General features: G+C 71.6%; 24 protein-coding genes. 11 read left to right on the plus strand and 13 right to left on the minus strand.

All coding sequences use genetic code 11. The annotated features are described in order from the left end of the window. Positions 1 to 90 precede the first annotated feature (90 nt). Both AB0M56_RS18550 and AB0M56_RS18555 read right to left on the minus strand, forming a co-directional pair. Positions 91 to 1,116 (minus strand): 4Fe-4S binding protein, encoded by a 1,026-nt coding sequence (locus AB0M56_RS18550; RefSeq protein WP_364177333.1) that lies wholly within the window; start codon positions 1,114 to 1,116, stop codon positions 91 to 93. 109 nt (positions 1,117 to 1,225) lie between these two features. Further along, on the minus strand, positions 1,226 to 2,566 hold the full coding sequence (locus AB0M56_RS18555; RefSeq protein WP_364177336.1) for an alginate lyase family protein: 1,341 nt from the start codon (positions 2,564 to 2,566) through the stop codon (positions 1,226 to 1,228). A gap of 363 nt (positions 2,567 to 2,929) precedes the next feature. On the opposite strand from AB0M56_RS18555, the gene AB0M56_RS18560 reads away from it, so the two are divergent. From AB0M56_RS18560 to AB0M56_RS18570, 3 genes are all read left to right on the plus strand, one after another. Beyond that, positions 2,930 to 4,888 carry a LuxR C-terminal-related transcriptional regulator gene (locus AB0M56_RS18560; protein WP_364177338.1) on the plus strand — a complete coding sequence of 653 codons (1,959 nt, stop codon included), beginning with the start codon at positions 2,930 to 2,932 and terminating at the stop codon, positions 4,886 to 4,888. Between the two features lie 188 nt (positions 4,889 to 5,076). Then, complete coding sequence (locus AB0M56_RS18565) at positions 5,077 to 5,316, plus strand: hypothetical protein (RefSeq protein ID WP_364177341.1); 240 nt, start codon at positions 5,077 to 5,079, stop codon at positions 5,314 to 5,316. Positions 5,317 to 5,323: 7 nt separating this feature from the next. Next, positions 5,324 to 5,599: a hypothetical protein gene (locus AB0M56_RS18570; protein WP_364177344.1), complete on the plus strand. Its 276-nt coding sequence runs from the start codon at positions 5,324 to 5,326 to the stop codon at positions 5,597 to 5,599. Between the two features lie 29 nt (positions 5,600 to 5,628). Here AB0M56_RS18570 and AB0M56_RS18575 read toward each other — a convergent pair whose 3' ends face one another. The 4 genes from AB0M56_RS18575 to AB0M56_RS18590 form a co-directional block, all read right to left on the minus strand. Further along, positions 5,629 to 7,362: an IlvD/Edd family dehydratase gene (locus AB0M56_RS18575; protein WP_364177346.1), complete on the minus strand. Its 1,734-nt coding sequence runs from the start codon at positions 7,360 to 7,362 to the stop codon at positions 5,629 to 5,631. Between the two features lie 65 nt (positions 7,363 to 7,427). Then, complete coding sequence (locus AB0M56_RS18580) at positions 7,428 to 8,252, minus strand: carbohydrate ABC transporter permease (RefSeq protein ID WP_364177349.1); 825 nt, start codon at positions 8,250 to 8,252, stop codon at positions 7,428 to 7,430. A gap of 1 nt (position 8,253) precedes the next feature. Continuing rightward, positions 8,254 to 9,219 (minus strand): sugar ABC transporter permease, encoded by a 966-nt coding sequence (locus tag AB0M56_RS18585; protein ID WP_364177352.1) that lies wholly within the window; start codon positions 9,217 to 9,219, stop codon positions 8,254 to 8,256. Continuing rightward, entirely contained in the window at positions 9,219 to 10,511 is a 1,293-nt protein-coding gene (locus tag AB0M56_RS18590; RefSeq protein ID WP_364177355.1) for an extracellular solute-binding protein, read from the minus strand. The genes AB0M56_RS18585 and AB0M56_RS18590 overlap by 1 nt, the downstream gene beginning before the upstream one ends. Before the next feature lie 133 nt (positions 10,512 to 10,644). On the opposite strand from AB0M56_RS18590, the gene AB0M56_RS18595 reads away from it, so the two are divergent. The 4 genes from AB0M56_RS18595 to AB0M56_RS18610 all read left to right on the plus strand — a co-directional run bounded on the left by AB0M56_RS18595 (position 10,645) and on the right by AB0M56_RS18610 (position 15,395). Further along, the gene (locus tag AB0M56_RS18595) at positions 10,645 to 11,664 is read left to right on the plus strand and encodes a LacI family DNA-binding transcriptional regulator (RefSeq protein WP_360586953.1); all 1,020 of its coding nucleotides are present in this window, start codon (positions 10,645 to 10,647) and stop codon (positions 11,662 to 11,664) included. Next, positions 11,661 to 13,955 (plus strand): glycoside hydrolase family 3 N-terminal domain-containing protein, encoded by a 2,295-nt coding sequence (locus AB0M56_RS18600; protein ID WP_364177358.1) that lies wholly within the window; start codon positions 11,661 to 11,663, stop codon positions 13,953 to 13,955. Before AB0M56_RS18595 ends, AB0M56_RS18600 begins: the two co-directional genes overlap by 4 nt. A gap of 88 nt (positions 13,956 to 14,043) precedes the next feature. After that, positions 14,044 to 14,319: a YggT family protein gene (locus AB0M56_RS18605; protein ID WP_364177361.1), complete on the plus strand. Its 276-nt coding sequence runs from the start codon at positions 14,044 to 14,046 to the stop codon at positions 14,317 to 14,319. A 137-nt stretch (positions 14,320 to 14,456) separates the two neighbouring features. Then, complete coding sequence (locus AB0M56_RS18610; RefSeq protein ID WP_364177364.1) at positions 14,457 to 15,395, plus strand: alpha/beta hydrolase fold domain-containing protein; 939 nt, start codon at positions 14,457 to 14,459, stop codon at positions 15,393 to 15,395. Positions 15,396 to 15,398: 3 nt separating this feature from the next. Here AB0M56_RS18610 and AB0M56_RS18615 read toward each other — a convergent pair whose 3' ends face one another. Continuing rightward, positions 15,399 to 16,160, minus strand: a complete 762-nt coding sequence (locus AB0M56_RS18615; protein WP_364177367.1) for an SDR family oxidoreductase — start codon at positions 16,158 to 16,160, stop codon at positions 15,399 to 15,401. A gap of 11 nt (positions 16,161 to 16,171) precedes the next feature. Continuing rightward, the gene (locus tag AB0M56_RS18620; protein ID WP_364177370.1) at positions 16,172 to 17,170 is read right to left on the minus strand and encodes an acetamidase/formamidase family protein; all 999 of its coding nucleotides are present in this window, start codon (positions 17,168 to 17,170) and stop codon (positions 16,172 to 16,174) included. Between the two features lie 192 nt (positions 17,171 to 17,362). On the opposite strand from AB0M56_RS18620, the gene fdhA reads away from it, so the two are divergent. After that, positions 17,363 to 18,577, plus strand: coding sequence for a formaldehyde dehydrogenase, glutathione-independent (fdhA, locus tag AB0M56_RS18625; RefSeq protein ID WP_364177373.1), 1,215 nt, complete (start codon positions 17,363 to 17,365; stop codon positions 18,575 to 18,577). Between the two features lie 47 nt (positions 18,578 to 18,624). Here fdhA and AB0M56_RS18630 read toward each other — a convergent pair whose 3' ends face one another. Continuing rightward, complete coding sequence (locus AB0M56_RS18630; RefSeq protein WP_364177376.1) at positions 18,625 to 19,026, minus strand: MerR family transcriptional regulator; 402 nt, start codon at positions 19,024 to 19,026, stop codon at positions 18,625 to 18,627. Between the two features lie 90 nt (positions 19,027 to 19,116). Here AB0M56_RS18630 and AB0M56_RS18635 point away from each other — a divergent pair, with 90 nt between their 5' ends. Next, positions 19,117 to 20,103 (plus strand): aldo/keto reductase, encoded by a 987-nt coding sequence (locus tag AB0M56_RS18635; protein WP_364177379.1) that lies wholly within the window; start codon positions 19,117 to 19,119, stop codon positions 20,101 to 20,103. Positions 20,104 to 20,106: 3 nt separating this feature from the next. Here AB0M56_RS18635 and AB0M56_RS18640 read toward each other — a convergent pair whose 3' ends face one another. Next, positions 20,107 to 20,646: a MarR family transcriptional regulator gene (locus AB0M56_RS18640; RefSeq protein ID WP_364177382.1), complete on the minus strand. Its 540-nt coding sequence runs from the start codon at positions 20,644 to 20,646 to the stop codon at positions 20,107 to 20,109. A 69-nt stretch (positions 20,647 to 20,715) separates the two neighbouring features. On the opposite strand from AB0M56_RS18640, the gene AB0M56_RS18645 reads away from it, so the two are divergent. Then, a complete protein-coding gene (locus AB0M56_RS18645) occupies positions 20,716 to 21,540 on the plus strand; it encodes an oxidoreductase (RefSeq protein ID WP_364177384.1) in 825 nt (274 codons plus the stop codon). Positions 21,541 to 21,770: 230 nt separating this feature from the next. Here AB0M56_RS18645 and AB0M56_RS18650 read toward each other — a convergent pair whose 3' ends face one another. Then, complete coding sequence (locus AB0M56_RS18650; RefSeq protein ID WP_364177387.1) at positions 21,771 to 22,586, minus strand: class I SAM-dependent methyltransferase; 816 nt, start codon at positions 22,584 to 22,586, stop codon at positions 21,771 to 21,773. Positions 22,587 to 22,721: 135 nt separating this feature from the next. Between AB0M56_RS18650 and AB0M56_RS18655 the strand changes: the two genes are divergently transcribed. Then, positions 22,722 to 23,381, plus strand: a complete 660-nt coding sequence (locus tag AB0M56_RS18655) for a helix-turn-helix domain-containing protein (RefSeq protein ID WP_364177389.1) — start codon at positions 22,722 to 22,724, stop codon at positions 23,379 to 23,381. 1 nt (position 23,382) lies between these two features. On the opposite strand, the gene AB0M56_RS18660 is transcribed toward AB0M56_RS18655, so the two are convergent. Then, on the minus strand, positions 23,383 to 24,132 hold the full coding sequence (locus AB0M56_RS18660) for a short-chain dehydrogenase/reductase (protein ID WP_364177392.1): 750 nt from the start codon (positions 24,130 to 24,132) through the stop codon (positions 23,383 to 23,385). A gap of 90 nt (positions 24,133 to 24,222) precedes the next feature. Then, a complete protein-coding gene (locus AB0M56_RS18665) occupies positions 24,223 to 25,995 on the minus strand; it encodes a glycoside hydrolase family 18 protein (RefSeq protein WP_364177395.1) in 1,773 nt (590 codons plus the stop codon). Positions 25,996 to 26,106 lie beyond the last annotated feature (111 nt).

Genomic DNA, 26,106 nt, shown 5'->3' on the forward strand with positions numbered 1-26,106 from the left:
CTCCCCTTCACTTTCCGGCCGGTTCCGCCGAAAAGCGTTCCACGCGTTCGGGCTCGCGGGCGTGAGAACCGCCTGCCCGTCCGGGTGAACTCACGGCGTGCGGCCGGGGACGACCTTCACCGTCTTGTTCGGGAACCGGCGTTCCACATGGGACTTCGCAGCCGATGCCGGGGTCACGTAGATCGTTTCTTCTTTGTCCTGCAACGGTCGCAGCACCGTGCGCATGAACTCGCGACGATCTTCGAGGTATGGGCCGAGCACGTCCTCGCCCGCCGGGCACACCGCCATGCAGTAGGCCGCCTTGTAATTGGCCTTGAAGGAAAGGCTTTGCCACATTGACGCGTTCTCGGAATCGGTGACGCGCTCGCGGAACTCCGCGCCGTCGGCGCTGTCGGCCACGGTTTCCACCCAGTCGGTGAACCCGCCCATGAACTCGCGGTAGTTGTGCGTGGAGCAGGCGGCCCAGTCGAACTCGCCCGTCTTGGCGATGGCGCCGACGGGGCACGCGGCCACGCACAGCTTGCACTCCACGCAGGGGTTGTAGTCCAGCGGCTCGCCGTAGCCGGTCACCTCGGCGTCGACGAGCAGCGTGGCCAGCAGCACGAAGTTGCCGAACTTCGGGTGGATCACGTTGCGGTGCAGGCCCATCACGCCGAGGCCGGCCGCGACCGCGACGGTCTTGTGCGCCACCACCCAGATCCGGCCGGGGAAGCGGTCCATCTCCATCGGGAAGGTCGCCGACGGGTTGAGCGCCCGGTAGCCGGCGTCCTGCAGCTCGCGGGTGATCGTGCGAGCCGCCTCGTTGATGATCTCGCCGCTGCGGTGGAACTCCCGGTTCGCGACACTGCGTGCCGGCGTGCGCACGTTGTCGCGGTTCATCCGCACGACGAGCGAGATGAGGCTGCGCGTGCCAGGCAGTGCGGCGAGGACGTGCGGCCGCTCCCCCGTCAGGTCGGGGTGCTCCAGCGACACGGCCGCGACGTCGTCGGCACCCGCGGCCAGCGCCAGCTCGCGCAGCCACGCGGCGTCGATCGGCCCGGGCTTCGGCCGCGTGCCGCGCTCCAGCACGGCCCGCACCGACGGGTGGGCGGCGAGTTTGCGCGGCAGCTCGGTCACGAGGAGTCCTCCATCGGTAGGAATTTCCAACCAACAGTCCCACGTGCTGAGTCTGATAACAAGACCGATCCTGCCGCGGCGGGGACCCACCCCCGCCGCGGCGCCGGGCTCAGCCGGTGACCGAGATGTCGTCGAGTTGCTCGGCGGCCGGGCGGACCGGGTAGAGATCACCTCCCGGCGGGGCGGGGATGTGCGGGAGCGCGGCCCTCGCCTGGGCGTCACCCGCGTCGGCGGCGGCGTGGACGCTGTCGAGCGCCGCGTACTGCAGGAAGTTCAGGTCGGGCAGCGGCCACTGCGACGCCCCACCGGTCGCGGCGGGCAGCAGGTGGTCGACGGCCTTGAACAGGCTGCCACCCTCCGGCGTCCGGTAGGCCCACAGGTCCACGCCGACGTGGCGGCCGATCTGCGCGAGGCGGGTCAGCGCGACGAGGTTGAACGTGTGGTAGTGGAAGCTGCGCGTGCGCGTCGACTCCTCGGGCTGGCTGCCGTCGGCCGCGATCTGGTGGTCGAGGCGGGTTTTCTCGGCGTCGACCACGATTTGCTTCGTGAGCGCCTTGTCGCCGGTGTAGAGCGCGATGCCGGCGGAGAGCATGTCGTAGAACGAGCCGTGGTTGTTGGTCTCGGCGGCTTCGTCCGTGCCGTTCTTGCTCGTGCGCAGCCAGGTGAGGAAGTCGGCCGACCAGCCCTTCATCGCCGTGGCGTCGGTCTTCGACCAGCCGGGCGCGCCCGCGTCGAGGATCCGCGCCGCGTCGAGGACCTGGGTGAAGGTGTAGGCGAACTCGATGATGCCGATGCCGCGGCCGTCGTTCTTGCAGGGGATGCCCTGCGCGAAGTTCAGGTTCGGGTTCATCTTCGTGGCCGCGTCGAGGAACCAGGTGCGCAGGTCGAGGGCCGCGCGCTGCGCGTACTCGGGCTTGCGCGTGTAGAACCAGGCGAGCGAGAGCTGGTAGATCGAGCTGAACGCGGTGAGCCGCTCGGCCTTGTCGGGTACGGCGGTGGTCTCGGGGTTGAGCACGCCGTCGCGCTGGACGTAGGGGCAGCCCTGCGGGTTGTCGGCCGTCGCGGGCTGGCTGGGCCACCAGTACGGCGCGAGGCTCAGGTAGTCGTGCTTGTCGCCGCTCGGCGGCACGCGCTGCTTGTCGACGACCGTCCACGGGCCCTTGGTGAGCGCCGTGTCGGCCTGCTTGAGGAGGTCGGTCAGCGACGTGCGCAGGGTTCTGTCGCCGAGCAGCAACCCGACGCGGTTCTTCGTCAGCCGCGCCCCGTCGAGCACGACGGTGTCGGGCCGGCATGCGAGCGAGACGATCGGCAGGTCGCACACCGACTTCGGTGGCTGCTGAGCCGGGACGGCTCCGGCCGCGCCCGCGGTGGCGGTGAGCAGGCCGGCGACGGTGGCGAAGACGAGGGAGATCCGACCCAGCCGGAAACGGGACCGTGAAGGAGGCAGCACTGCAACTCCATTCAAGTATCTGAATAACTAGCAGATATGTGAATTCAACTTAGGGAGTCGAACAGGTGGAGCCCAGTCGGCAGCACGGCCTGCCGTTACGAAACCCCAGCAACAGGCGCATCAATTGGCCACTGGCTGCGTTACATCTAGGCTTCCGCCATGCCGACGCTCTGCCTCACTTGTGGTGCACCGTTGCCGGCAGCGGCCGGGCGCCAGGGCGGACGACGGCCGCGGTTCTGCTCCGGCGCTTGCCGCCAGCGCGCGTACCGCCGACGGGTGCGGGCGCGTCGGCCGGGGGCCGGGTGCACCGGGCGGCGAGCTGAGACTGCGACGCTGCGCCGGCTGCTCGCGAGCCACCGGCTCGTGACGATCACCGGCCCGGCCGGCGTCGGCAAGACGCGGCTCGCGGCCGAGCTGACGGGCGCGGTGCGCGTCGATCCGTCCACTGTGGAGCTTCCGGCCGAGCTCGGGGACCTGCTCGTGCTGGACGGCTGCGAAGACAGGCTCGGCGCGTGCGCGGCACTCGTCACGCAGCTGCTGCGTGAGCGCCCGGGCCTGCGGGTGGTGGCCACGAGCCGCGTCGCGCTCGGGGTCGAGGGTGAGCAGGTGCTGCCGCTGCGCGGCCTCTCCCCCGCCGACGCGGCCCAGCTGCTCGTGGAGCGGATCCACCTGCTGGACCCGTTCCTCACCGTCGCGCCGGCCGACGTGACGGAGTTGTGCCGCGTGCTCGAAGGGGTGCCGGCGACGCTGGAGCTGGCCGCGCCGCGCGTGCGGCTTCTGGGCGTGACCGGGGCAGCCGAAGGTCTGGCGACCGCCCTCGACTTGGCCCCGGGCAAGGTGCGCGCGGATCTGGAGAGCGACCACCGGCGACTTTCGCCCGCCGAACGCGAGGCGTGGCACCGGCTTTCGGTGCTGCCCGGTCCGTTCGACCCGGAGCTGGCGGCCGCTCTCGGCGCCGGGCCCGAGGTGCTGGAGCGGCTGGTCGCGGTGTCTCTGCTGGTCCCCGAGCCCGCCGCCGACGGCACGACCGGGCTGCGGCTGTGGGCGGCCGCGCGCGCGTTCGGCCGCGAGGCACTCGAAGCCGAGGGTGGCACCGACGCCGCGTTCGAACTGCTGACGGCCCACCTCGTGGCGCAGGTCGAGCCGCACCTGCCGGCGTTCCTCCTGCCCGACGGTCTCTGCCGGCGGCTAGTCGCGCGCGCCGAGCCCGTGCTCGCGGTGATCCGCCGGCTCACCGGCCGCGGCGACGCCCGGCTCGCGGTGCTGGCGTGCGGGCTCGCGCGGTCGTGGCTCGCGCTGGGCCGCAACCTCGCCGACAGCGAACGGTTGCTGCGCGAAGCTCTGCCGCACGTCGCCGATCGGCCGGACCTCACCGCGTCGCTGCTGGCCGGGCTGTGCAAGGCGGCACACCGCGCGGGCCGGTACGCCGAGCAGCTGCGCTTCGGGGAAGCGGCATTGGCGCTGGAGTCCACACTGGACCGCCCTGCTCGGGTCGCCTCGGTCCTCGACCTGCTCGCCGCCGGGCTGCGCGCGTCGGGAGCGGACGCCGCCGCGCGCTACCACGAGGCCTTGGCGATCGCGCGTGGCCTCGCCGATCCGGCCGTGATCTCGTTGCTGCTCAACGACCTCGCGTGGGGCGCCCTGGAATCGGGCGACCTCGACGGGGCCCGCGAAGTGCTCGCCGAAGGCCTGCCGCTGGCCCGCACCCACGCGACACCCGGCCGGCTCGCGAGCGTGCTGCACACCGCCGGCGCCGTCGCCCTCGCCGCCGGCGACCACGCCACGGCCGAGGCGCGGTTCGTGGAGGCCCTGCTCGTCACGAACCCCACGGACGGCCTCAAAGTGCCTTACTTCACCGAAGGCGTCGCCGTGGTCCTGACCACCCGCGGCGAACACGAGCGCGCCCTGAGCCTCTTCGCCTGCGCCGACGCCGTCCGCCGGAGCCTGGGCGCCGTGGCGGAACCCGCGTGGCGCCGGCGGGTCCGCGACGCCCTGGACACCGCGACCGCTGGTCTGGACCCGCGCCGCGCCCGGGCGGCCACCCGCGCGGGCGCCCGCGTCTCCCTCGTCGCCGCCGTCGCGCACGCCCTCGACGCGAGCGCGCACTTCCACGCCACGGGCCACGGCGGGCTGACCCCCCAGGAGCACACCGTCGCCGCGCTGGTGACCGACGGCCTGACCAACCAGCAGATCGCGCGCCGCCTCGGCATCGCGCCCCGCACGGTCGCCACCCACCTGGAACGCATCCGCGCCAAACTGGGCGTGCGCCCCCGCTCGGCGCTGGCCGCGTGGTTCACCCGCACGACAGCCGAAACCGACTAGAGCGTGTGGCGGGTGCAGCGCGTGCCCACGATCGGGTGATCAACTCGGACCACTCGGGCTGTCACACGCGCCGGGGCTGCCTCGTCTCCCTGACGACAACCGGGCTAGCAGATGAGGACCTCCATGCAAGCCATCACCGTCCGCGAACGTGACGCCGGTGTCGCCGGACTGTCCGTTGAGGACATACCTTGTCCGCGCACGGCGGAGAACGACGTCCTGAGCGTGCCGCCGGCGCGCACCAGAGCGGTGGAGCGATCGAGGATGTCCCCGCCGAACACGTTGAACACCACGTCGACCTCGCCGGCGTCCTCCAGCCGGTCCGTCTCGACGAACGTGTTCAGGCGTTCGGCTCGAAGCGCAGGCCCGGCAAAACGATCATCCGCGTCACCGAGGAGCCGGGCCAGGCCGGCCAGGTCACCGGATTCTAGGCGGCGCGTGCACCCGGACGCGGTCTACATCACCGACGGCGGTGGCAAGGTCACGGCGGCACGCAAGATCATCCGCGGTGCCGAGCGCATGGCCGACGTGATGGTGCGGGTGGGCCGGATGTGGCGCCCGGACCACATCGGGGTCATCGAAGTGGGCGGCGAGCTCGCCCTCGTGTGCCACTGGCAGGGCCGCGTGTACTCCGTCGACACCGTGCAGATCACCGACGGCCTGATCACCGCGTATCGGCGGGTGGTCAACCCGGACAAACTTTCTCACGTCTGAGCTGAGCGTCGAACTCGCGGGCGTCGATCTCAGTGCGAATCGCGCGGCACACCAGGGCCGCGGGAGCCGTGCAGGAAGTCGAAGTCCGCACCTCGGTGCGCCTGGGTCACGTGGTGCGTGTACAGCCACGTGTACCCGCTGACATAGGGCGATTCCGGCGCCGACCACTCCGCTCTCCGGGCCGCCAGCTCCTCGTCGGACACGTGCAGGGTCAGTGAACGCGCAGGGGTGTCCAGCGTGATCCGGTCGCCCGTGCGCACCAGGGCGAGTGGGCCACCCGCGGCGGACTCGGGGCTGACGTGCAGCACGACTGTGCCGTAGCCGGTGCCGGACATGCGGCCGTCGCAGATGCGCACGAGGTCGGTGACCCCGTCCTTGAGCAGCTTGGCCGGCAGGGGCACGTTGGCGACCTCCGGCATGCCCGGGTAGCCCTTCGGGCCGGCGCCGCGGATCACCAGGACGGTGTCGGCCGTGACGTCGAGATCCGGGTCGTCGGCGACGCGGTGGTAGTCCTCGGCGGTGTCGAACACCAGAGCCGGGCCGGTGTGCGTGAGCAGCTCCGGCGAGGCGGCAGACTGCTTGATCACCGCGCCGTCGGGAGCGAGGTTCCCGGTGAGCACGGCCGTGCCCGAACTCGTGGGCTGGAACGGCTCGGCCATCGGGGTGATCACCTCGTCGTTCCAGCATTCGGCGTCGGACACGTTGTCGGCCAAGGACTTCCCGGTCACCGTGACCGTGCCGGGGTGCAGCAGCCCGGCTTCGGCCAAGCGCCGCACGACGACGGGCAGGCCGCCGGCGTAACAGAAGTCCTCCATCAGGAACTTGCCCGACGGCATGAGGTTCACGAGCGTCGGCACTTCGCGGCCCAGCGCGTCGAAGTCCGCCATCTCCAGGGGGACGCCGACGCGGCCGGCGAGCGCCAGCAGGTGGATGATCGCGTTGGTGGAGCCGCCGATGGCCGCGTTCACCCTGATCGCGTTCTCGAACGCCTCGCGGGTCAGGATCGACGACGGCCGCAGTTCCTCGTCCACCATCGCCACGATCCGCTGCCCGGCGGCCTGCGCCGTCTCGAAGCGGCGCGCGTCGACGGCCGGCCACGTCGCCGAGCCGGGGAGCTGCATGCCGAGCGCCTCGGCGAGGCACGCCATGGTGGACGCGGTGCCCATGGTCATGCAGTGGCCGTTGGACCGTGCCATGCAGCCCTCGGCGAAGAAGCACTCCTCCTGGCTCATCCGCCCGGCCTTGAGCTCCTCCTCGAACTTCCACACGTGCGTGCCGGACCCCACGTCCTCACCGCGGAACTTGCCGTTAAGCATTGGCCCGCCGGTCACCATCACCGCGGGCAGGTCCACGCTCGCCGCGCCCATGAGCATCGCCGGGGTGGTCTTGTCACAACCGGACAGCAGCACGACACCGTCGAGCGGGTTGGCGCGGATGAGCTCCTCGACCTCCATCGCCATCAGGTTGCGATAGAGCATGGCGGTGGGGCGCATGAGCGTCTCGCCGGTGGCCATCGTCGGGAACACCAACGGGAACCCACCGGCCTGCCACACACCGCGCTTCACCGCCTCGGCCACGCGCGTGAGGTGCACGTTGCACGGCGCCAGCTCCGACGCGCTCGTCGCGATCCCGATCACGGGCCGGCCGTCGAACACGTCCGAGCCGAAGCCCTGCGACCGCATCCACGACCGGTGGATCATCCCGGCGCGGCCCGACGCGCCGAACCAAGCCGCGCTGCGCCGCTCGCCCTGCCGTTGCTCCACACGAACCTCCCGTGCCCGGTGCCCGAACCCCCACTCCACCGCAGACCACGCGGCGGGGCAAGTGATCAGCCCTTGACCGACCCGGTCAGCCCACCGACGATCCGGCGCTGCGCCACCACGAAGAACCCCAGCGCCGGCACCATCGACAGCGCGGTGAACGCCAGCACCCGCGCCGTGTCCTGCGAATACTGCGACTGGAACGTCGCCACGCCCAGCGGCAGCGTGAAGTGCGCGCTGTCGTTGAACACCAGCAACGGCAGCAGGTACGCGTTCCAGCTCGTGACGAACGCGAGCACCGCCACCGTGGTGAGCGCGGGCGCCGAGAGCGGCAGCATGATCCGCCAGAAGAACCCGAGCCGGCTCGCGCCGTCGAGCACGGCCGCGTCTTCGAGCTCCCCGGGCACGGCGTGCATGAACGGCCGCAGGATCACGATGGTCACCGGCAGCGAGAACGCCGCCTCCGGGATCGCGACGCCCAGCGGGTTCTCCAGCAGCCCGAGCTGGCGCAACCACAGGTACAGCGGCAGCGTGGCGACGCCCAGCGGGAACAGCAGGCCGAGCGTGAACAGGACATACACGGCTTCGCGGCCTTTGAAGGCATAGCGGGACAAGGCGAACGCCGCCATCGAACCCAGGCCCACGGCCAGCACCGTCGCGATCACCGCGATCAACGCGCTGTTGCCGAGGAACCGCCAGAAATCGGGTGAGGTGAGCACACTGCGGTAGTTGTCCCACACCCACGGCCCCGGCAGGCCGGCCGGGTCGGTGTTGAGCTGCCCGTTGGTGCGGAAGCCGCCGAGCACCACGAACAGCAGCGGCACCACCGTGACCACCACGACGACGACCGCCGCCGCGTAGCCCACGACCAGGCCCCAGCGCCGGCCCGCCACGTCAGCCCACCACCCGGGTCAGGGCACCCGCGGTGTCGCGGCGAAGCGCGAACCGCTGGTAGGCCAGAGCGAACACGAAGCAGATCGCGAACAGCACCACGGCGACCGCGCTGCCGAAGCCGAACTCGTAGCGCTTGAACCCGTGGTCCACGAGATAGCTGGCCATCGTGGTCGACGCGTTGGCCGGGCCGCCGAGCGTCATGATCCACACGAGGTCGAACAGCTGCAGCGAACCGATGACGCTCAGGAACACCCAGATCCGGATCGTCGGGCCCAGCAGCGGCAGCACCACGTGGCGCGTGGTCTGCCACGAGGTGGCGCCGTCCAGCGCGGCGGCTTCCCGCAGCTCCGGCGGCACGCCCTGCAGGCCCGCGAGCAGCAGGATGATGCCGAAGCCGAGGTACTTCCAGGTCATGACCACGAACAGCGTGTACAGCACGATGCCCGGGTCCGCGAGCCACTGGTGCACGAGCCCGCCCAAGCCCACGCCGCGCAGGAGCTCGTCCACGAACCCGTTCGGTTGCAGCATCAGCAGCCAGATCACGGCGGTGATCGCCTCCGACAGCACGTACGGCGCGAACACGACCATCCGCAGGAACGTGCGGCCCTTGAGCTTGCGGTCCAGCAGCAGCGCGATGCCGATGCTCAGCGGCAGCTGGACCACGATCGACAGCACGGCGATGAGCACGTTGTGCCCGATCGCGCCGCGGAACACGGCGCCGCCGAACGCGTCGGCGTAGTTCTGGAACCCCACGAAGTTCGTGAGCGGGCCGAACCCGTTCCACGAGTACAAGCTGTAGTACACCGCGATGCCGATGGGCACGAGCACGAACCCGGCGAACAGCACCAGCGCGGGGCCGAGCAGCAAAACCAGCTCGAGCCGAGTGCGGCCCCGGCGCCGCGCCGGGCGCCGGGGTGCACTGTGGACGGTCCGCGCGAGCGGCCGGGGCGGGGCGGGAGCCGCCATCACTTGTTCCCGGTGGCGGCCTGGTTCACGGCCTGCACCACCGCTTCCGGGTTGCCCTGCCCCGCGAACAGGTTCGCGACGGCGTCGTTGAGCGCCTGACCGACAGCGGTCGGGAACGCGCGGTCGAAGTACATCGGCACGTACGACGCCTTGCGCGTCTGCTCCGCAACGGACTTGAGCGACTCGTTCTTCAACGACGCCACGGCGTCCGCGTTCACCGGCAGACCGGAGCCGGCCTCGGCGATCTTCCGCTGCACCGGCGCGCTCGTGAGGTACTGCAGGAACCCGGCACACGCGGCCGCCGCGCGCGTCGTGCAGGAGAACCCGTCACCGCCGCCGAGCAGCACGGCGGGGTTCCCCTTCCCGCCGGGCACCGACGGGAAGGGGAACCACCCGAGCTTCGAGTCGAGGTCCTTGTCGTCGGTGAGCGAGGACATCGTGCTCGGGTCCCAGTCGCCCTGCAGCTCCATCGCGGCCTTGCCGTTGGCGACGAGCCCGGCCGAGCTGCCGGCGCCCTGCTGCGCCGGCGTGCCGTTGAAGCCGGTCTGGAAAGGCTGCGTCGCGAGGAAGCCCTGCAGGTCCTGGCCGGCCTTGACCCAGCACGGGTTCTGCAGCTTCACGGCCGCGATCTCGTCCTTGAGCACCTGCGTGGAGCACGCGCGCACGGCGAAGTAGTCGTAGTAGAACGCGTCGGGCCAGCGATCCTTGCCCCCGAGCGCGATCGGCGCGATGCCCGCGGACTTCAGCTTGCCGACGGCGGCGGCGAAATCGGCCATGGTCGTCGGCGGGGCCGTGATCCCGGCCTGCGCGAAGAGGTCCTTGCGATACCAGAACCCGACGACGTGCTGCACGTACGGCACGCCGTACTGCTTTCCGCCGACCTGCCAGCCCTGCGCCATCGAGCCGAGGCCGCCGATCCAGCCCTGCACGGACGACGTCAGGTCCGCCACGCGGCCCGAGTCGACCTGCGAAGCCTCGTCCCCGCCGCCCCACTGCTGGTAGAGGTCCGGTGGCGTGTTCGACTGCAGCGCCAGCGGCACCTTGGTGGGGAACTCCTCGTTCTGGATCGGCTGCACCGTGAACGACACATCGGGGTGCGCCTGGTGGTAGTCGTCGGCGACCTGCTGCCACAGCGACCGCACGGGTTCCGCTGTGCCGTTGTGCCACCAGGTCAGGGTGACCGGACCCGACGCGGCGGCCGGGCCTTCGTCGCCACCTCCCCCGCACGCGGAGAGCACGAGCGCGGCTGCCGCGACGAGCGCGGCGAGGGGGAATCTCCGGCTGTGACGCATGACGGATCCACTCCTGACGACTTCGGCCGAGTTGGACGGGGCGTGACGGTGCCCGGGATGGCGAAGAGTCTGCGCGTCCGAAAATCCTGTGTCAATCGTTGTCGATAACGTTTTACATCGCTAGTCTGGGCCGGTGCAGCCTCGTTCCCGTGTCACGATCCGTGACGTCGCCGCCCGCGCCGGAGTGTCGGTCGCGACGGTCTCGAAAGTGATCAACCAGCGCTACGGCGTCGCCGCCGACACGTTCGCGCGCGTCCGCGCCGTGATCGACGAGCTGGGGTACGAGGCGAGCCTCGTGGCGCAGAGCCTTCGCAACCACAAGACCAACGTGATCGGCATCCTCGTGGCCGACCTCGAGCCGTTCAGCACGGAGCTGCTCAAGGGCGCGGCGGACGCGATCCGCGGCACCGGATTCGAGCTCGTCGTGTACTCGGCGGGCGGGCGCACCGGCGACCCGGTGGGCTGGGAGCGCCGGTACCTGTCGCGGCTGAGCGGCACGCTCGTCGACGGCGCGGTGCTCGTGACGCCCGCGGCCGAGCTCGAAGGCCTGCCCGGAACTCCGGTCGTCGCGGTCGATCCGCACACCGGGCGCTCGCCGCTGCCGGCGATCGTCTCCGACAACCTGCGCGGCGCGCAGCTGGCGACCGAGCACCTGCTGGAGCTCGGGCACCGCAGGATCGCGTTGCTCGCCGGCCGGCCGGACCTTCAGTCGGCGCAGCTGCGCGAAACCGGCTACCGGCGCGCGCTGGCCGCGGCGGGCGTCGAGGTGGACGAAACCCTCGTCGTGGCCGGCGACTACGACGGCGAGCTGGCGGCCGCGTCGGCGCGGGAGCTGCTGACGCGCCCCGACCGGCCGACGGCCGTGTTCGCCGCCAACGACACCTCCGCGATCGCGACCCTGGCCGCCGCGGCGGCGCTGGGCCTGCGCGTACCGGACGACGTGTCGGTGGTCGGCTTCGACAACATCCCCGAATCGGCGCTGTGCACTCCCCCGCTGACCACGGTGCAACAGCCCATCCGCGAGATGGGCCACCGCGCCATCACCGTCCTCATCGGACTCATCAACGGCGACCCCGAGGAGCGTGAGCCCGTGGTGCTCGACACGGAACTGGTTGTGCGCTCATCGAGCGCCGCGCCGCGGGCCGGCTCGTGACGACCGAGACCGCGCCCGAGCCCTGGCGCGACCCGCGGCTGTCCGTAGCCGAGCGTGTCCGCGATCTCGTGGCCCGGATGACCACGCGCGAGAAGGTGGCGCAGCTGTCCGGGATCTGGGTCGGCATGGACTCCGGTGGCGAGGTCGCGCCACACCAACACGACTTCGCCCACGACCCGCCGGACTGGGACGCGCTCGTGCCGCACGGGGTCGGGCAGCTGACCCGCGCGTTCGGTACGCGGCCGGTCGACCCGGAGATCGGCGCGCGGGGACTCGCGCGGACGCAGGAGGAGATCGTGGCGCGCGGGCGCTTCGGCATCCCCGCCGTGGTGCACGAGGAGTGCCTCACGGGCCTGGCGGCGTGGCAGGCCACGGTGTACCCGGCACCGCTGTGCTGGGGCGCGAGCTTCGACCCGGACCTCGTGGGCCGCATGGCTTTCCGCATCGGCGAGACCATGCGGGCCCTCGGCGTGCACCAGGGGCTGGCGCCGGTGCTGGACGTCGCGCGGGACCTGCGCTGGGGCCGCGTCGAGGAGACCATCGGCGAGGACCCGTACCTCGTGGGCACGATCGGCGCGGCCTACGTCGCCGGGCTCGAGTCGGCCGGGATCGTCGCGACGCTCAAGCACTTCGCGGGCTACTCCGCGTCGAAGGCCGGGCGCAACCTCGCGCCGGTGTCGGTCGGGCCGCGCGAGTTCGCCGACGTGCTGCTGCCGCCGTTCGAGCACGCGCTGCGGGCCGGGGCGCGGTCGGTGATGAACTCCTACACCGACCTCGACGGGCTGCCGGCCGCGGCCGACCCGGAACTGCTCACCACGCTGCTGCGCGAACGCTACGGGTTCACCGGCACGGTGGTGTCCGACTACTTCTCCGTGGCGTTCCTGCACGCCCTGCACCACGTCGCCACCGGACCGGCGGACGCGGCAGGACAGGCGCTGGGCGCGGGCATCGACGTCGAACTGCCCACAGTGGACTGTTACGGCACGCCGCTGCTGGCCGCACTGGCCGACGGCAGCGTCGAGGAGTCCCTGGTGGACCGCGCGCTGCACCGCGTGCTGACGCAGAAGTTCGAGCTGGGCCTGCTGGATCCCGAGTGGTCGCCCCACCGGGGGTTGACCGAGCTGGACGACGCCGAGTCGCGGGCGCTCGCGCGAGAGCTCGCCGAGCGGTCGGTGGTGCTGCTGTCGAACACCGGAGCGTTGCCGCTGCGTTCCGGTGTTCGGCTGGCGGTCGTGGGTCCGCGCGCGGACGAACCGGGCGCGATGCTCGGCTGCTACTCGTTCCCGATGCACGTCGGCGTCCACCACCCGGACGTGCCGTTCGGCCTCGACGTGCCCACGGTCGCCGAGGCGCTGCGGGAGTCGTTCGACGTCACCTTCGCCGAGGGCTGCGGCGTCACCGGCGGCTCGGACTCCGACCTCGCCGCGGCCGTCGAGGCGGCCGCGGCGGCGGACGTCTGCGTTGCCGTGCTCGGCGACCGGGCGGGCTTGTTCGGCGGCGGCACGTCCGGCGAAGGCTGCGACGCCGCCGACCTGCGGCTGCCCGGCCGGCAGGAGGAACTGCTCGAAGCGGTGTTGGCGACGGGCACACCCGTGGTGCTGGTGCTGTTGTCCGGCCGGCCCTATGAGCTCTCGCGCCAGGTCGAGCGCCTGGCGGCCGTCGTGTGCGGGTTCTACCCGGGTGAAGAGGGCGCGGCGGCGCTCGCCGGGGTGCTCACGGGCCGGGTCGAGCCGTCGGGCCGCCTGCCGGTGAGCTTCCCCGCCGCCGGGGCGACCCAGCCGTCGACCTACCTCGGCGCGGCGCTGGCCGCGCGCAGCGACGTCAGCTCGGTCGACCCCACGCCGGTGTTCCCGTTCGGGCACGGTCTCACCTACCACCCGGCCACGTGGGTCTCGGTGGCCGGCGCGACCGTGTGGCCGGCCGACGGCTCGTGCCGGGTGAGCGTGACGCTGCACAACCCGCACGACACGGAGACGTCGGAAGTCGTGCAGGTCTACCTCCACGACCCGGTCGCCGAGGTCGCGCGCCCGCTGCGGCAGCTGATCGCCGCGCCGCGCGTGCCGCTCCCACCCGGGCAGACCCGCGTGGTGCACCTGGCCCTGCACGCGGACCTCGCCTCCTACACCGGGCGGGCCGGCGACCGGATCGTCGACACCGGGCCGGTGGAGCTGCTCGTGGGCCCGTCGAGCGCCGTCGCGCACACCGTGCTCGCGGTGCCGATCACGGGCGCGCGAAGGCTCGTGGGGTTCGACCGCGTGCTCCAGCCGCAGGTCACGGTGGTCCCCGGCTGATAACTCGCTGAGAACTCCGGCAAACGGGACACTCCGCGGGCGCTCCCGGCGTTGAGCCAGGTGAACGACCCACCCTGAGGAGTGTGTGATGAGCCTGATCGGAACGCTGGTCGGGTACGTGCTGACCCTGTTCATCCTCGTGCTGATCGCGCGCATGATCCTGGACTGGACGCGCCTGGTGACCACCGGGCCGTCTTGGCTCGGGAAGGCGCGCCACTACAGCCACCGCGCCACCGAGCCCGTGATCGCGCCCGTGCGCCGCGTGCTGCGGCCGGTGCGCGCCGGCGGGCTGTCGATCGATCTCGCGTTCACCGTGGTTTTCTTCGCGGCGGTGATCGTGCGGTCGATCGCGTTCGCCCTGTGACGGCTGCCCCTCACCGCCCGGGCGAGGGGCAGCACCTCACCGTTGCGCGAAATCGGTCCGGATGCCGGGAAACACCACCTCGTCCCGCTTCCTGGTACGGCTACCGGTCGGGAGCCGGGGTGGGTGATAGTCGGCTCGTGACCCAGGTGCTCCCCGTTCTCCCGCAGACGGCCCCGCCGGACCCCGAGCCCGCCGCCGGCCGGGTGCTCTACCGCGACGCCGTGGTCGCTCCCCTGCTCGGCTACCGGCCGCTGCTGCTCGACCTCGCCGTGCCGGCCGGTCCGCCGCCGCCCACCGGATGGCCGGTGGTCGTGTTCGTGCACGGCGGCGCGTTCGCCGTGGGTTCGCCCAAGCACGCGCCGCTCGGCCGGTACCTCGCCCAACGCTTGCCCGCGGCCGGGTTCGCCGTGAGCTTGGTCCATTTCAGACACAGCCGCGAAGCGGTGTACCCGGCACAGCTGCACGACGTGAAGGCCGCGGTGCGCTGGCTGCGTCACCACCACACGACGCTGGCGCTGGACCCGGACCGGTTCGCCGCGTGGGGCCACGCCGCGGGCGGGCACCTCGCGGTGATGCTCGCCGTGACCGGCGGCCGGCCCGAACTCGAAGGCGACATCGGCGTGCTCGGCCCGGACAGCGGCGTGCAGGCGGCCGTGGCGTGGAGCCCGCCGTCGGACTTCACGCGGCTGCCACCGCCTCCGCCGAGCTCACCGTTCCACGCCACCGGGGAAGACCCGCACGCGTGGCTGCTCGGCGGCGCGCCCGCGCAGCACCCGGCGCTCGCCGCCGCGGCCAGCCCGCTCACGCACGTGAGCGAGTCCGCCGCGCCGCTGCTGGTCGTGCACGGCACCGCCGACGACGTCGTGCCCATCACCCAGAGCGAAACCCTCGTCGCCACCTACTGGCAGGCAGGCGCCGATGCCGAGTTCAGGTGGCTCGAGGACGCCGGCCACGTCTACGGTCTCGGTACCCGCGAAACCATGACCACGGCGGGCATCGACTTCCTCCGCGAACAGCTCGGCGCTCCGAACCCGAGGATCCGGAGCGCCGAACGCCACAGCGCCGTACAGAACTGAGACCTACAGCTGCACACCTCGTGTGAGAGCGCCGTCGGCCACCAGGTTGGTGCCGGTGATGAACGACGCCAGCGGGCTGGCCAGCACGGTCACCGCGTAGGCGATCTCCTCCGGCGTGCCCATGCGGCCCATCGGGTTGAGACCCAGTGCCTGGTTGAACAGCTCCGGGTTGCCGCTCTCGGTGCTGTGCCAGATGCCGCCCTCGAAGTAGGTGTTGCCGGGCGACACCGTGTTGGCGCGGATGCCCTTCGGCGCCAGCTGCAGCGCCAGGCCCTGGATGTAGTGCACGACCGCGGCCTTCATCGTCCCGTACGCGGGGGCGGCGAAGTCGATCTCGCGGCCCGAGACGCTCGAGATGGCGATGATCGAGGCGGCCTCGCTGCGTTCCAGGTGCGGCAGCGCGGTCTCGGCGACGCGCACCGTGTGCATGAGGTCGACCTCGAAGCTGGAGCGCCAGTTCTCCTCGGTCGGGCCGATGGACAGGGCGCTGACGTTCGCCACCACGATGTCGAGGCCGTTCAGGTCGGCCGCGGCGCGCTCGACCCACGCGGTCAGCGCTGCGCCGTCGGCGACGTCCACGGCCTCGCCCGACACCGTCGCGCCGGCGTCGCGGAACTCCTTCTCCGTGGCGCGCACCTCGGATTCGGTACGCGCGCAGAACGCCACCGCGGCGCCCTCACCTGCGAGCGAGGCGACGACCGCGCGCCCGATCCCCTTGGTACCGCCGGTCACCAGGGCTTTGCGCCCGGCCAGCCGCAGATCCATGCGTTTTCCTCCTAGAGCTTCGCGGCCTGCTCGCGCAGGTACCGGTGCATTCCGCCGTAAGCCTCGCCCGTGGGCAGCAGGCGCTTGGCGATCTTGGTGACGGCGCTGTAGTTCGCGTCGACGACGTTGGCCAGCGGGGCCTGGCTGATCTGCGTGAGCAGCTGGTAGGCGTCGAGCGGGTCGAGCCCGTAGAGCTCGCCGAGCCAGCCGATCATGCCGTGCTGGCTCGAGCGCCACGCGTCTTCCAGCGGGCGTGAGGAAGCGACCACCACGTAGTTCTCGTCCTGCTCGATGCGCGGCCACACCGGCGCACCGCCCTTGATCAGCTCGACGATCAGCGTCACGTTCATGGCGCCTTCCACGGCCGTACCACAGGCCTCGCCCTCGCCCTGGCGGTAGTGCCCGTCGCCGACGGAGAACAGCGCGCCCGGCACGTTCACGCCGAGGTAGCAGGTGGCGCCCGCCTTCATCTCGGGCGTGTCCATGTTGCCGCCGAACATGTCCGGCACCAGCGACGTGCGCACCTCACGCCCCGCCGGGGCGACGCCGACCGTGCCGAGCATCGGTTCCACCGGCAGGTCCACGCGGAAGTCGCCGCGCAGCGCCTCGAACACCACGACCTGCTTCTCGCGGTCGAGCTGGTAGATCCAGGTCAGCTCGGGCAGCGGCTCGTGCAGCATCGCGGTGCGGTCGGTGGCGGTGAGCCCGCCGAAGAACGGGATGGTCGCCGACGCGGCCCAGTCACGCGCCGGTTCCAGGTCCACGAAGTGCAGCGCCAATGTGTCACCAGGTTCCGCGCCGTCCACAAAGAACGGTCCCGTCTGCGGGTTGACCTCCCGCATGTCGAGTTTTTCACTCGGTTTGTCCGACGCGCTCTGCAGCCGGCCGCTGAACGCGTCCTCGGTCCAGAGTTTCAACACCGTGCCGGGCTTCACCTTCCGGATGGGGGCGACCCCGCCGAAGGTCCACGCGTATTGCTCGCGCTCGGGGGTGAACTCGACGATCTCCACACTGGCTCCTCATGCCGAAGGCTGCACACGACCGGCCCCCCGCCGCGGTCGATCTTGCCCACCCTCGAGGCCGCGCACAAGTCAGCGCGCCGGCGTCCGTGACAGGGTTAGCATGGAGTGCCTGACGTGACGGGGGAACTCCACGCCGCGCCACCTGTTCACCGACGAACGAGGAAAGGCGGCAAGAAACTCATGGCAGGCAACAAAGCAGTCACTTATGTGGGCCCGGGCAAGGTCGAGGTCGACACGATCGAGTACCCCGGCTTCGTGCTCAAGGACGGTCCGGGTGTAAACCCGGCGAACGTGGGTCGCGAGACCCCTCATGGCGTGATCCTGAAGAACGTCGCGACCAATATCTGCGGTTCCGACCAGCACATGGTCCGTGGCCGCACGACGGCACCGGCAGGACTGGTGCTGGGTCACGAGATCACCGGAGAGGTGATCGAGACCGGCCGTGACGTGGAGTTCATCAAGGTGGGCGATCTGGTTTCGGTGCCCTTCAACATCGCGTGCGGACGCTGCCGCAACTGCAAGGAGGGCAAGACGGGGATCTGCCTGAACGTGAATCCGGACCGGCCGGGTTCGGCGTACGGCTACGTCGACATGGGCGGCTGGGTCGGCGGCCAGGCGGAGTACGTGATGGTTCCGTACGCCGACTGGAACCTGTTGAAATTCCCGGACCACGACCAGGCGATGGAGAAGATCCTCGACCTCACGATGCTTTCGGACATCTTCCCGACGGGCTTCCACGGCTGCGTCACGGCGGGCGTCACGGTGGGGTCGACGGTCTACGTGGCGGGAGCCGGCCCGGTGGGGCTGGCCGCGGCCGCGTCGGCGCAGCTGCTCGGCGCCGCGGTGGTGATCGTGGGTGACCTCAACGCCGAACGGCTCGCGCAGGCCCGAAGCTTCGGCTGCGAGACCATCGACGTGTCGGAGGGCGACCCGAAGGACCAGCTCGCCGCCATCGTTGGTGAGCCGGAGGTCGACTGCGCGGTCGACGCCGTCGGGTTCGAGGCGCGCGGGCACGGCCGGGAGTCGGCGACCGAACACCCGGCGACGGTGCTGAACTCGCTGATGGACCTCACCCGCGCGGGCGGGGCGCTGGGCATTCCCGGCCTGTACGTGACAGGGGATCCCGGGGCCGGCGACGAGGCGGCGCGCCATGGCTCGCTGTCGATCCGGATCGGGCTGGGCTGGGCGAAGTCGCATTCGTTCACCACGGGCCAGTGCCCGGTGATGAAGTACCACCGGAAGCTGATGATGGCGATCCTGAACGACCGCGTGCAGATCGCGAAGGCCGTGAACGCGACGCCGATCAGCATCGGCGACGCGCCGCGCGGCTACCACGAGTTCGACCAGGGCGCGGCACGCAAGTACGTGCTTGACCCGCACGGTCTGCTCAACTGAGCACCATCCGGTGGGGTGGCGTCGCGGCGCCGCTCCACCGGCTCGGCTCAGACCTTTGCCAGGTTTTCGGTTTGTTCCAGCGGCGTCTGGTCGACCGCGGCACCGTAGAAGGCGATCTTCATCCGGATGTGCTCCTGGTGCCCGCGCAGCCGGTCGATCTGCTCGGCCACGCGCGTCTCGTGGTCCTGCAGCACGGCGAGGCGTTCGGCTTGGGTGTCGTCGCCCTCGCGCAGCAGCTCCACGTAACGCAGCATCTGGGCGATCGGCATCTCGGTGTCGCGCAGGCAGCGCAGCAGGTGCAGGAACCGCAGGTCGTCCTCGGTGAACCGGCGGCGCCCGCCGGCGGTGCGGTGGACGTCGCGCAGCAGGCCGATGCGTTCGTAGTAGCGGAGCGTGTCGATGCTGAAGCCGGTCCGGGCGGTCACTTCGGAGGGTGAGTAGGAATCCACCCGTCCAGACTCCCACCTGGAGCGCGCTCCAGGTCAAGCTCCGGGTTCGGGACTTGACCCGGACCTCGGTCCGGGTTGTTCGCTCGGGGCATGACTGGTTTGGACGACTACCGGCCCCTGGGCCGTTCCGGGCTCCGGGTCTCGCCGCTGGCGCTGGGTGCGATGACGTTCGGCCCGAGCGGCCTCTCCTCCGACGACGCGACCTCGCATGAGGTGTTCCGCACCTACCTCGGCGCCGGTGGCAACTACGTCGACACGGCCGACAACTACAGCGACGGACGCAGCGAGGAGCTCGTCGGCGAGTTCCTGCGCGAGGTGCCCGACCGCGACGAGCTGGTGCTGGCCACGAAGTACTCGGGCCCGCGGTTCGTCGACGGCGAGCCGGTGCGCGATGTCCTGGGCCGCAGCAACGGGCGCAAGAACATGGTCGCTTCGCTGGAGCGGTCGCTGCGGCGCCTGCGGGTGGACCACGTGGACCTGTACTGGCTGCACGTGTGGGACGGGTTCACCCCGGCCGAAGAGGTCGTGGCGGCGTTCGACGCGCTGGTGCGCGCGGGCAAGGTCCGCGCGGTGGGGCTGAGCGACGTGCCCGCGTGGTACGCCGCGAAGGCCGCGATGCTCGGCGGACCGCTGATCACGGCGCTGCAGCTGGAGTACTCACTGGTGGAGCGCTCGATCGAGACCGAGCACGTCCGGCTCGCCGCGGAATTCGGCATCGCGATGCAGCCGTGGAGCGCCCTGGCCGGCGGCTCCCTCACCGGCAAGTACTCCCGCGACGGCGCCGGGCCCGGCCGGCTCGACGGCACGAAGCACTCCGAACGGCGCTGGGCGGTGCTCGACGCCGTGCGCGAGGTCGCCGCGGAGACCGGCCACACGCCGGCGCAGGTCGCGATGCACTGGGTGCTGCGGCGGCCCGGCATCGCGGGAACGCTCGTGGGGGCGCGCTCGACGCGGCAGCTCACGGACACGCTCGGGGCGTTGACGCTGGACCTGCCCGCCGCGGTGCTCGACCGGCTCACGGAGGTGAGCGCGCCGGAGCTGCCGTTCCCGCACAACGTCCTCGCCCGGTTGCGGTGACAGTCAGGACTCGCCGTTGATACGGTCCACTGTGGACGCCGGGCCGAACTCCGATTCGAAGCGGGCCAGGAGATCGGCCAGCAGCGCGTTGAGCGCCGCCAGGCGGTCGGGTTCGAGGGCGCCGGCGAAGAGGCCGCGTTCGTCGTCGGTGCGCTGCTTCGTGGCGGCGGCCCAACGGGCGCGGCCCTTGCGGGTGAGGCGGATCGGGCGGCTGCGGCCGTCGGCGGCCGCGACGCGTTCGACCAGCCCCGCGCGGGCGAGCCGGTCGATGCGGACGCTGACGGTGCCCGACGTGACCCCCAGCAGGTCACCGAGCTCCTTGGGCGTGAGCACGGGCGGTTCTCCGGAGCGGTGCAGGGCCGAGAGCGCCTGCCAGTCGCCGGGGGTGAGGTCGTGGACGACGGCCGCGCGACCCAGCACCTGCTCGAACTGCCGCGACAGCCGGCCGATCCGCTGGCGCGCGGCCTCGACGTCCGCGTCGACCCCGGCGGGCATCACACGCAGCCACGCCGCGAGGCCGGCGCCGACCGAGTCCTGGTCCACTGGACACTCCCTTGAGTCTCAAGGTAGTTTGGTTTGAGTATCAAGATACCGCGAATCGAGGAGACGGACATGAGCCGGGTCTGGTTCATCACGGGCACGAGCGCCGGTTTCGGGCGGGTGCTCGCCGAGGCGGTGCTCGCGCGGGGCGAGCGGGTCGTGGCCACCGCGCGGGACGTCGAGTCGGTGAAGGACTTCGCCGACCGCGCGCTCGTCGCGCGCCTCGACGTGACCGACCCGGCGTCGATCCACTCGGCCGTCGACGCCGCGCTCGCCGAGTACGGGCAGATCGACGTCCTCGTGAACAACGCGGGCCACGGTCTCATCGGCGCGCTCGAAGAGCTCACCGACGAGCAGACGCGCAAGGTCATGGAGACCAACGTGTTCGGCGTGCTCGCCGTGACGCGCGCCGTCCTGCCCCACCTGCGCGCGCGGCGCAGCGGGCACATCGTGCAGCTCTCCTCCGTGGGCGGCGTCGTCGGCAACCCGGGCCACGCGATCTACGCGACGTCGAAGTTCGCGCTGGAAGGCCTGTCCGAAGCCCTCGCCGGCGAGGTGGGGCCGCTCGGGATCCGCGTCAGCATCGTCGAGCCCGGCCCCTTCCGCACCGAGTTCGCCGGCCGGTCCATGACCTTCGCCGACCCGATCGCCGACTACGCCGACACCCCCGCCGGCCGGCTGCGCTCCCAGTTCTCCGGGCAGGACGGCCACCAGCCCAACGACCCCGCCCGCGCCGCCGCGGCCATCCTCACGCTCGTCGACACCCCCGACGCACCGCTGCGGCTGCCACTCGGACCTGAAGCGGTGACGCGGATCAGGGCGAAGCTGGAGAAGCAGCTCGCGGACCTGGTGGAGTGGGAGGCGCTCGCGCTGGATACGCGGTATCCGGACGCGTGAGTCAGGGCTGTCGGCTGCGGCACGCTCCTGTCTGCGCGGGACAGGGATCGTCCCGCGGGCGCCGGCGCCGGTCCCCGCGGGGGCCGGTGCCCGCGGCGGTTCACCAGGCCGCGCCGTTACAGCTGCCGCGACGACTTCCGTGAGTGCCGTGCGGGTGCGCCGAACCGGCGGGCTCGTCGCGGGGGTACGTCAGCGTGAGCAGTCCAAGGCAGCGCGGCCCCGACGAGGAGTCAGAAGCGGTAGCGCAGCACGCACGTCCCCCGCCTGGCCACCGCCGTGCTGCGGGCCGCCAGCCGGGTGAACCAGCGCAGCGCCGGCGGCTGCAGCGCGACCTCGGGCGCGCGGGACGCGAACTGCTCGTCGACCAGCTCCAGTTGCGGGACCCAGCGCTGCGGGGCGCGCGGGTCGTCGAAGCCGGGGTTGGCCACGACGCCCGCGATGGAACCGGTGCCGCCGTAGTGCTCGATGGCCCAGACGTGGAAGCGCGTGTAGCTGTTGAACGCGATCTCGCCCGTCGGGAAGCGCCCGGCGATCCCGGCGAGCAGGGCGACGAACGCGTCCTGCGGCAGGAAGGCGACGAGCCCGTCGGCGACCGCGACGGCGGGCCGGCCGACCGGGATCCGCTCGAGCCACGCCGGGTCGGTGAGGTCGGCGGCCACCGGGTGGACGTTCGCGGGCGGCGGCAAGAGCCGTTCGCGCACCGATACGACGGCGGGCAGGTCGAGGTCGTACCAGTCCACTGTGGAGGGTGGCCGCACGCGTTCGATCCGTCCGTCGAGCCCGCAGCCGAGCTCCAGCACCACGGCGTCGGGGTGGCGGCCGACGAACGAGCGCACCACGTCGTCGAGCATGCGCGAGCGCACGGCGATGTCGAACACCTGGCTCTTCACCAGCGGCCCCGCGGCGGGGTCGTGCCCGAGTGCCGCCACGACGCCCGCGGCCGCGGGGTCGCCGAGCACCGGGCGGGGTGCGCGGGCGTCGAGCGCGCGGCCGTCGAGCGTGAGGTACAGGCTGTTCTCCACCGCGGTGAACGCCGTCGTGTCCATGGTGACCCCCTTTTCCCGATCGGGAAACTACGACTGTCCACCGGGGTCCGTCAACTCGGGTTTTCCTTGTGTTGCAATGGCTGTCACGAGTGCAACGGGGCGCCGTTGTTGCAATGACGCGGTAGGCTCGGGCACATGCCGGGAACCCGTCTGACCCACGAGGACCGTCGAGGCGTCGCTGAGGGGCTGAAAGCCGGGCTCGCCTACGCCGAGATCGCGCGGCTGCTGGGGCGGCCGACGTCGACGGTGAGCCGGGAAGTCCGGCGCAACGGCGGCCCGCGCGGCTACCGGGCCGACCACGCCCAGGAGGCCACACACGAGCGGGGCCGGCGCGTGCCCGTGGGCGCCCCGGCGGTGAGCGGGTTCGAGGAGCGGTTCACGGAGATGATGGTCCACACCGGACTCCCGCGCATGCCGGCCCGCGTGCTCGCCACGCTCCTCACCAGCGACCGGCGAACGCTCTCCGCGATGGACCTCGTGGCGCGCGTGCGCGTGAGCCCGGCGTCGGTGTCGAAGGCGATCGCGTACCTGGAGCAGCTCGAACTCGTCCGCCGCGTCCGCGAACCCGGCGGCCGCGAGCACTACCGGGTCGACGACGACGCGTGGTACCGCTCGTGCCGCCGCGAAGCCGACGTCTGCACCGCGTGGGCCACCTCGGCGCGCGAGGGCGCCGGCCTGCTGGCCGGCTCCCCCGCCGCCGCGCGGCTGGCCGCGATGGGCGACTACTTCGACCACGTCGGCCGCGACCTCGCCGACTCGGCCGAACGATGGCGGCACGTCTTCGCCGCCGGGTGAATCAGGACGCGGCGGACAGCCCGCCGTCGATGGTCACGATGGTGCCGCTGATGTAGTCGGCGCGGGCCGAGGCCAGGAACGCCACCAGGTCGGCGACCTCGCCCGGCTCGGCGACGCGGCGCGAGGGCAGCGCGGCGAAGCTCGCGTCGACGTCGGCGTTGGCCGCGCGCATGGTGGTGATTCGCTCGGTCGCGACCGGGCCGGGGTTCACGCCGACCACGCGCACGCCGTCGCGCGGGCCCTCGGCGCCGAGCGCCCGGGTGAAGGCCATCAGCGCGGCGTTGCCCGCGCCGCCGGCGATGTACTCCGTCTTCGGCCGCTCACCGCCGGCGCCGATCACGTTGACGATCACGCCGCGACCCTGCTCGCGAAGCCGCGCGTAGACGAGCCGGGTGAGGTCGACGTAGCCGAAGACCTTGAGGTCCCACGCGTGCCGCCAGCGGTCGGGGCCGACCTGGTCGAGCGTGCCGGCCGGGATGTCGCCGGCGTTGTTCACGAGGATGTCGGCGTCGGCCGTGGCCTCGGCGAGCCGTTCGAGATCGGCCGTTTCGCGCAGGTCGACGACGTGCACGGTCACCTCGACCCCGTGCGCCTCCCGCAGCTTCCTGGCGAGGGCTTCGAGCGCCTCGCCGCTGCGCGCGGCCAGGTGCAGGTGGCTGCCCTCGGCGGCGAGCACCTCGGCCACGGCAGCGCCGATGCCCTTCGACGCGCCGGTCACCAGGGCACGCCTGCCGCGGAGTTTCAGGTCCATCGCTCGTCCTCACGATCTTCGCCGGTGGTTCCCAGTCTGCCGAAGATCGCCGGCGGCCCGCCATGTCTCGTGCGTCTCAGGCAGGGTGTCTCAGGGAAGCGTGTCCAGGAACGGCGCGTGCGCGTTCTGGAACGTCCAGCCCGAGAAGTGGTCCCAGTTGATCGACCACGTCATGAGCCCCCGCAGGCCCGGCACGGTGCCGCCGCGCAGGGTGTAACCGCCGCAGCCCGTGCCCTTGGTGAGGCACGTCAGGGCGGTCTGCACGTCGGCGGGGGCGGTGTAGCCGTTGCCCGCGTTGACGGTCGCCGGGACGCCGAGCGCGATCTGATCGTCGCGCAGGCCGGGGAAGAAAGCGCCGCCGGCGACGGGGAGGCCGGCCTTGAGCATGTCGGTCATCGCGATGTGGAAGTCGGCGCCGCCCATGGTGTGGTACTGGTTGTCCAGCCCCATGACCGGCCCGGAATTGTAGTCCTGGACGTGCAGCACGGTCAGCGAGTCGCGCAGGGCGTTGATCACCGGCAGGTACGCGCCGGTGCGCTGGTCGCCGGCCGACGAGCCGCCGTAGAACTGGTAGCCGACCTGCACGAAGAACGTCTCGGGCGCCATCGTGAGCACGAACGCGCTGCCGTAGCGGGCTTTCAGCGTTTTGAGGGCGGAGATGAGGTTGACGACGACGGGGGTGGTCGGGTTGCGGAAGTCGGTGTCGCCCGCGTTCAGCGACAGCGAGTGGCCCTCGAAGTCGACGTCGAGCCCGTCGAGGCCGTACTTGTCGATGATCGCCGAGACGGAGCTGACGAACGCGTCACGCGCGGTCGTGGTGGTGAGCTGCACCTGGCCCTTCTCGCCGCCGATGGAGATGAGCACCTTCTTGCCCTGCACCTGCTTCGCGCGGATCGCCGCGATGAAGTCGGCGTCGCTCTCCACGCCGGCGCATTCGGTCGCCGGGCAGCGGTTGAAGCGGATGTCGCCGGATGTCGGCGTGGTCGGCTCGCCGAACGCGAGGTCGATGATGTCCCACGCGTCGGGCACGTCGGCCATGCGGACGTAGCCGGAGCCGTTGGCGAAGCTGGCGTGCAGGTAGCCGATGAGGGCGTGCTTCGGCAGGCCGGAGTTGGTGCAGCCGCCGGTGCTGCCGGAGACCGTGGCGCTGCACGGCGACTCCCCCGCTGTGTTGTACGCGGCGACGGTGTAGCTGTGCGTGGTGCACGGCGACAGCCCGGTCAACGTCGCCGAAGTGCCGGTGACGGTCGTGCGCAGCGTGCCGTCCTCGTAGACGCGGTAGCCGGTCACGGTGCCCGCCGGTGCGGTCCACGTCAGGCCGATCGACGTGCTGGTGACCGCGCCGAGCTTGGGCGCTGCCGGCGCGGTGGGTGCGCCGGGGGTCCCGCCGCCCGGGCCGTCGAGGCTGACGTCGTCGGCGTAGTAGGTGCCGCCGCCGTACCAGCCGTGCAGGTAGAGCTGCGCGGACGTCTGGGTCGCGCCCGTGGTGAACGACAGCGCCAGGCGCGTGTAGTCACCCGAGCCCGCCCAGGTCGAGGGCCCTCCGGTGACCCCCAGGTACACCGGGTTGCCCCGCACCCAGGCCTCCACGGCGTAGGTCGTGTTCGGCCGCACGGACACCGTCTGACTGCACTGCCCGGTGTCGGCCGCGGACGCCGTGACGGCCAGCGCCCCCGCCCCCGAACGCACCGGCGAAGCGACGGTGGCCGCCCCGCTCGCGCACTCCCACCCGCCGGTCGACCCGGCGTCGAACCCGGGGTTGACCAGCAGATTCGCGGCCCCGGCACTGCCGGGCACGGCCACGAGCCCACCCAGGGTCACGGCGAACGCGGCCAGGAACAAGGACAGTCGGGAACGCCTCATCGCCTACCTCCGGCTTCGACGGGGAGGTGCCTATTGTCTGGACCAATGTGTGAAGTGTCCAGACCACTTCTCGAAGGCCACCCGGACGCCGAGCCGCGGACGGGCTTCCCC

This window comes from Amycolatopsis sp. NPDC051372, from assembly GCF_040682095.1.
In the GTDB taxonomy this organism is placed as follows: Bacteria; Actinomycetota; Actinomycetes; order Mycobacteriales; family Pseudonocardiaceae; genus Amycolatopsis.

Bases quoted from the DNA above. Each gene is read 5' to 3' on its own strand.
- AB0M56_RS18655 (WP_364177389.1), top strand. From the start codon at position 22,722: ATGCCGGGAACCCGTCTGACCCACGAGGACCGTCGAGGCGTCGCTGAG.
- fdhA (WP_364177373.1), top strand. From the start codon at position 17,363: ATGGCAGGCAACAAAGCAGTCACTTATGTGGGCCCGGGCAAGGTCGAG.
- AB0M56_RS18585 (WP_364177352.1), bottom strand. From the start codon at position 9,219: ATGGCGGCTCCCGCCCCGCCCCGGCCGCTCGCGCGGACCGTCCACAGT.
- AB0M56_RS18660 (WP_364177392.1), bottom strand. From the start codon at position 24,132: ATGGACCTGAAACTCCGCGGCAGGCGTGCCCTGGTGACCGGCGCGTCG.
- AB0M56_RS18665 (WP_364177395.1), bottom strand. From the start codon at position 25,995: ATGAGGCGTTCCCGACTGTCCTTGTTCCTGGCCGCGTTCGCCGTGACC.
- AB0M56_RS18605 (WP_364177361.1), top strand. From the start codon at position 14,044: ATGAGCCTGATCGGAACGCTGGTCGGGTACGTGCTGACCCTGTTCATC.
- AB0M56_RS18635 (WP_364177379.1), top strand. From the start codon at position 19,117: ATGACTGGTTTGGACGACTACCGGCCCCTGGGCCGTTCCGGGCTCCGG.
- AB0M56_RS18650 (WP_364177387.1), bottom strand. From the start codon at position 22,586: ATGGACACGACGGCGTTCACCGCGGTGGAGAACAGCCTGTACCTCACG.
- AB0M56_RS18590 (WP_364177355.1), bottom strand. From the start codon at position 10,511: ATGCGTCACAGCCGGAGATTCCCCCTCGCCGCGCTCGTCGCGGCAGCC.
- AB0M56_RS18615 (WP_364177367.1), bottom strand. From the start codon at position 16,160: ATGGATCTGCGGCTGGCCGGGCGCAAAGCCCTGGTGACCGGCGGTACC.
- AB0M56_RS18645 (WP_364177384.1), top strand. From the start codon at position 20,716: ATGAGCCGGGTCTGGTTCATCACGGGCACGAGCGCCGGTTTCGGGCGG.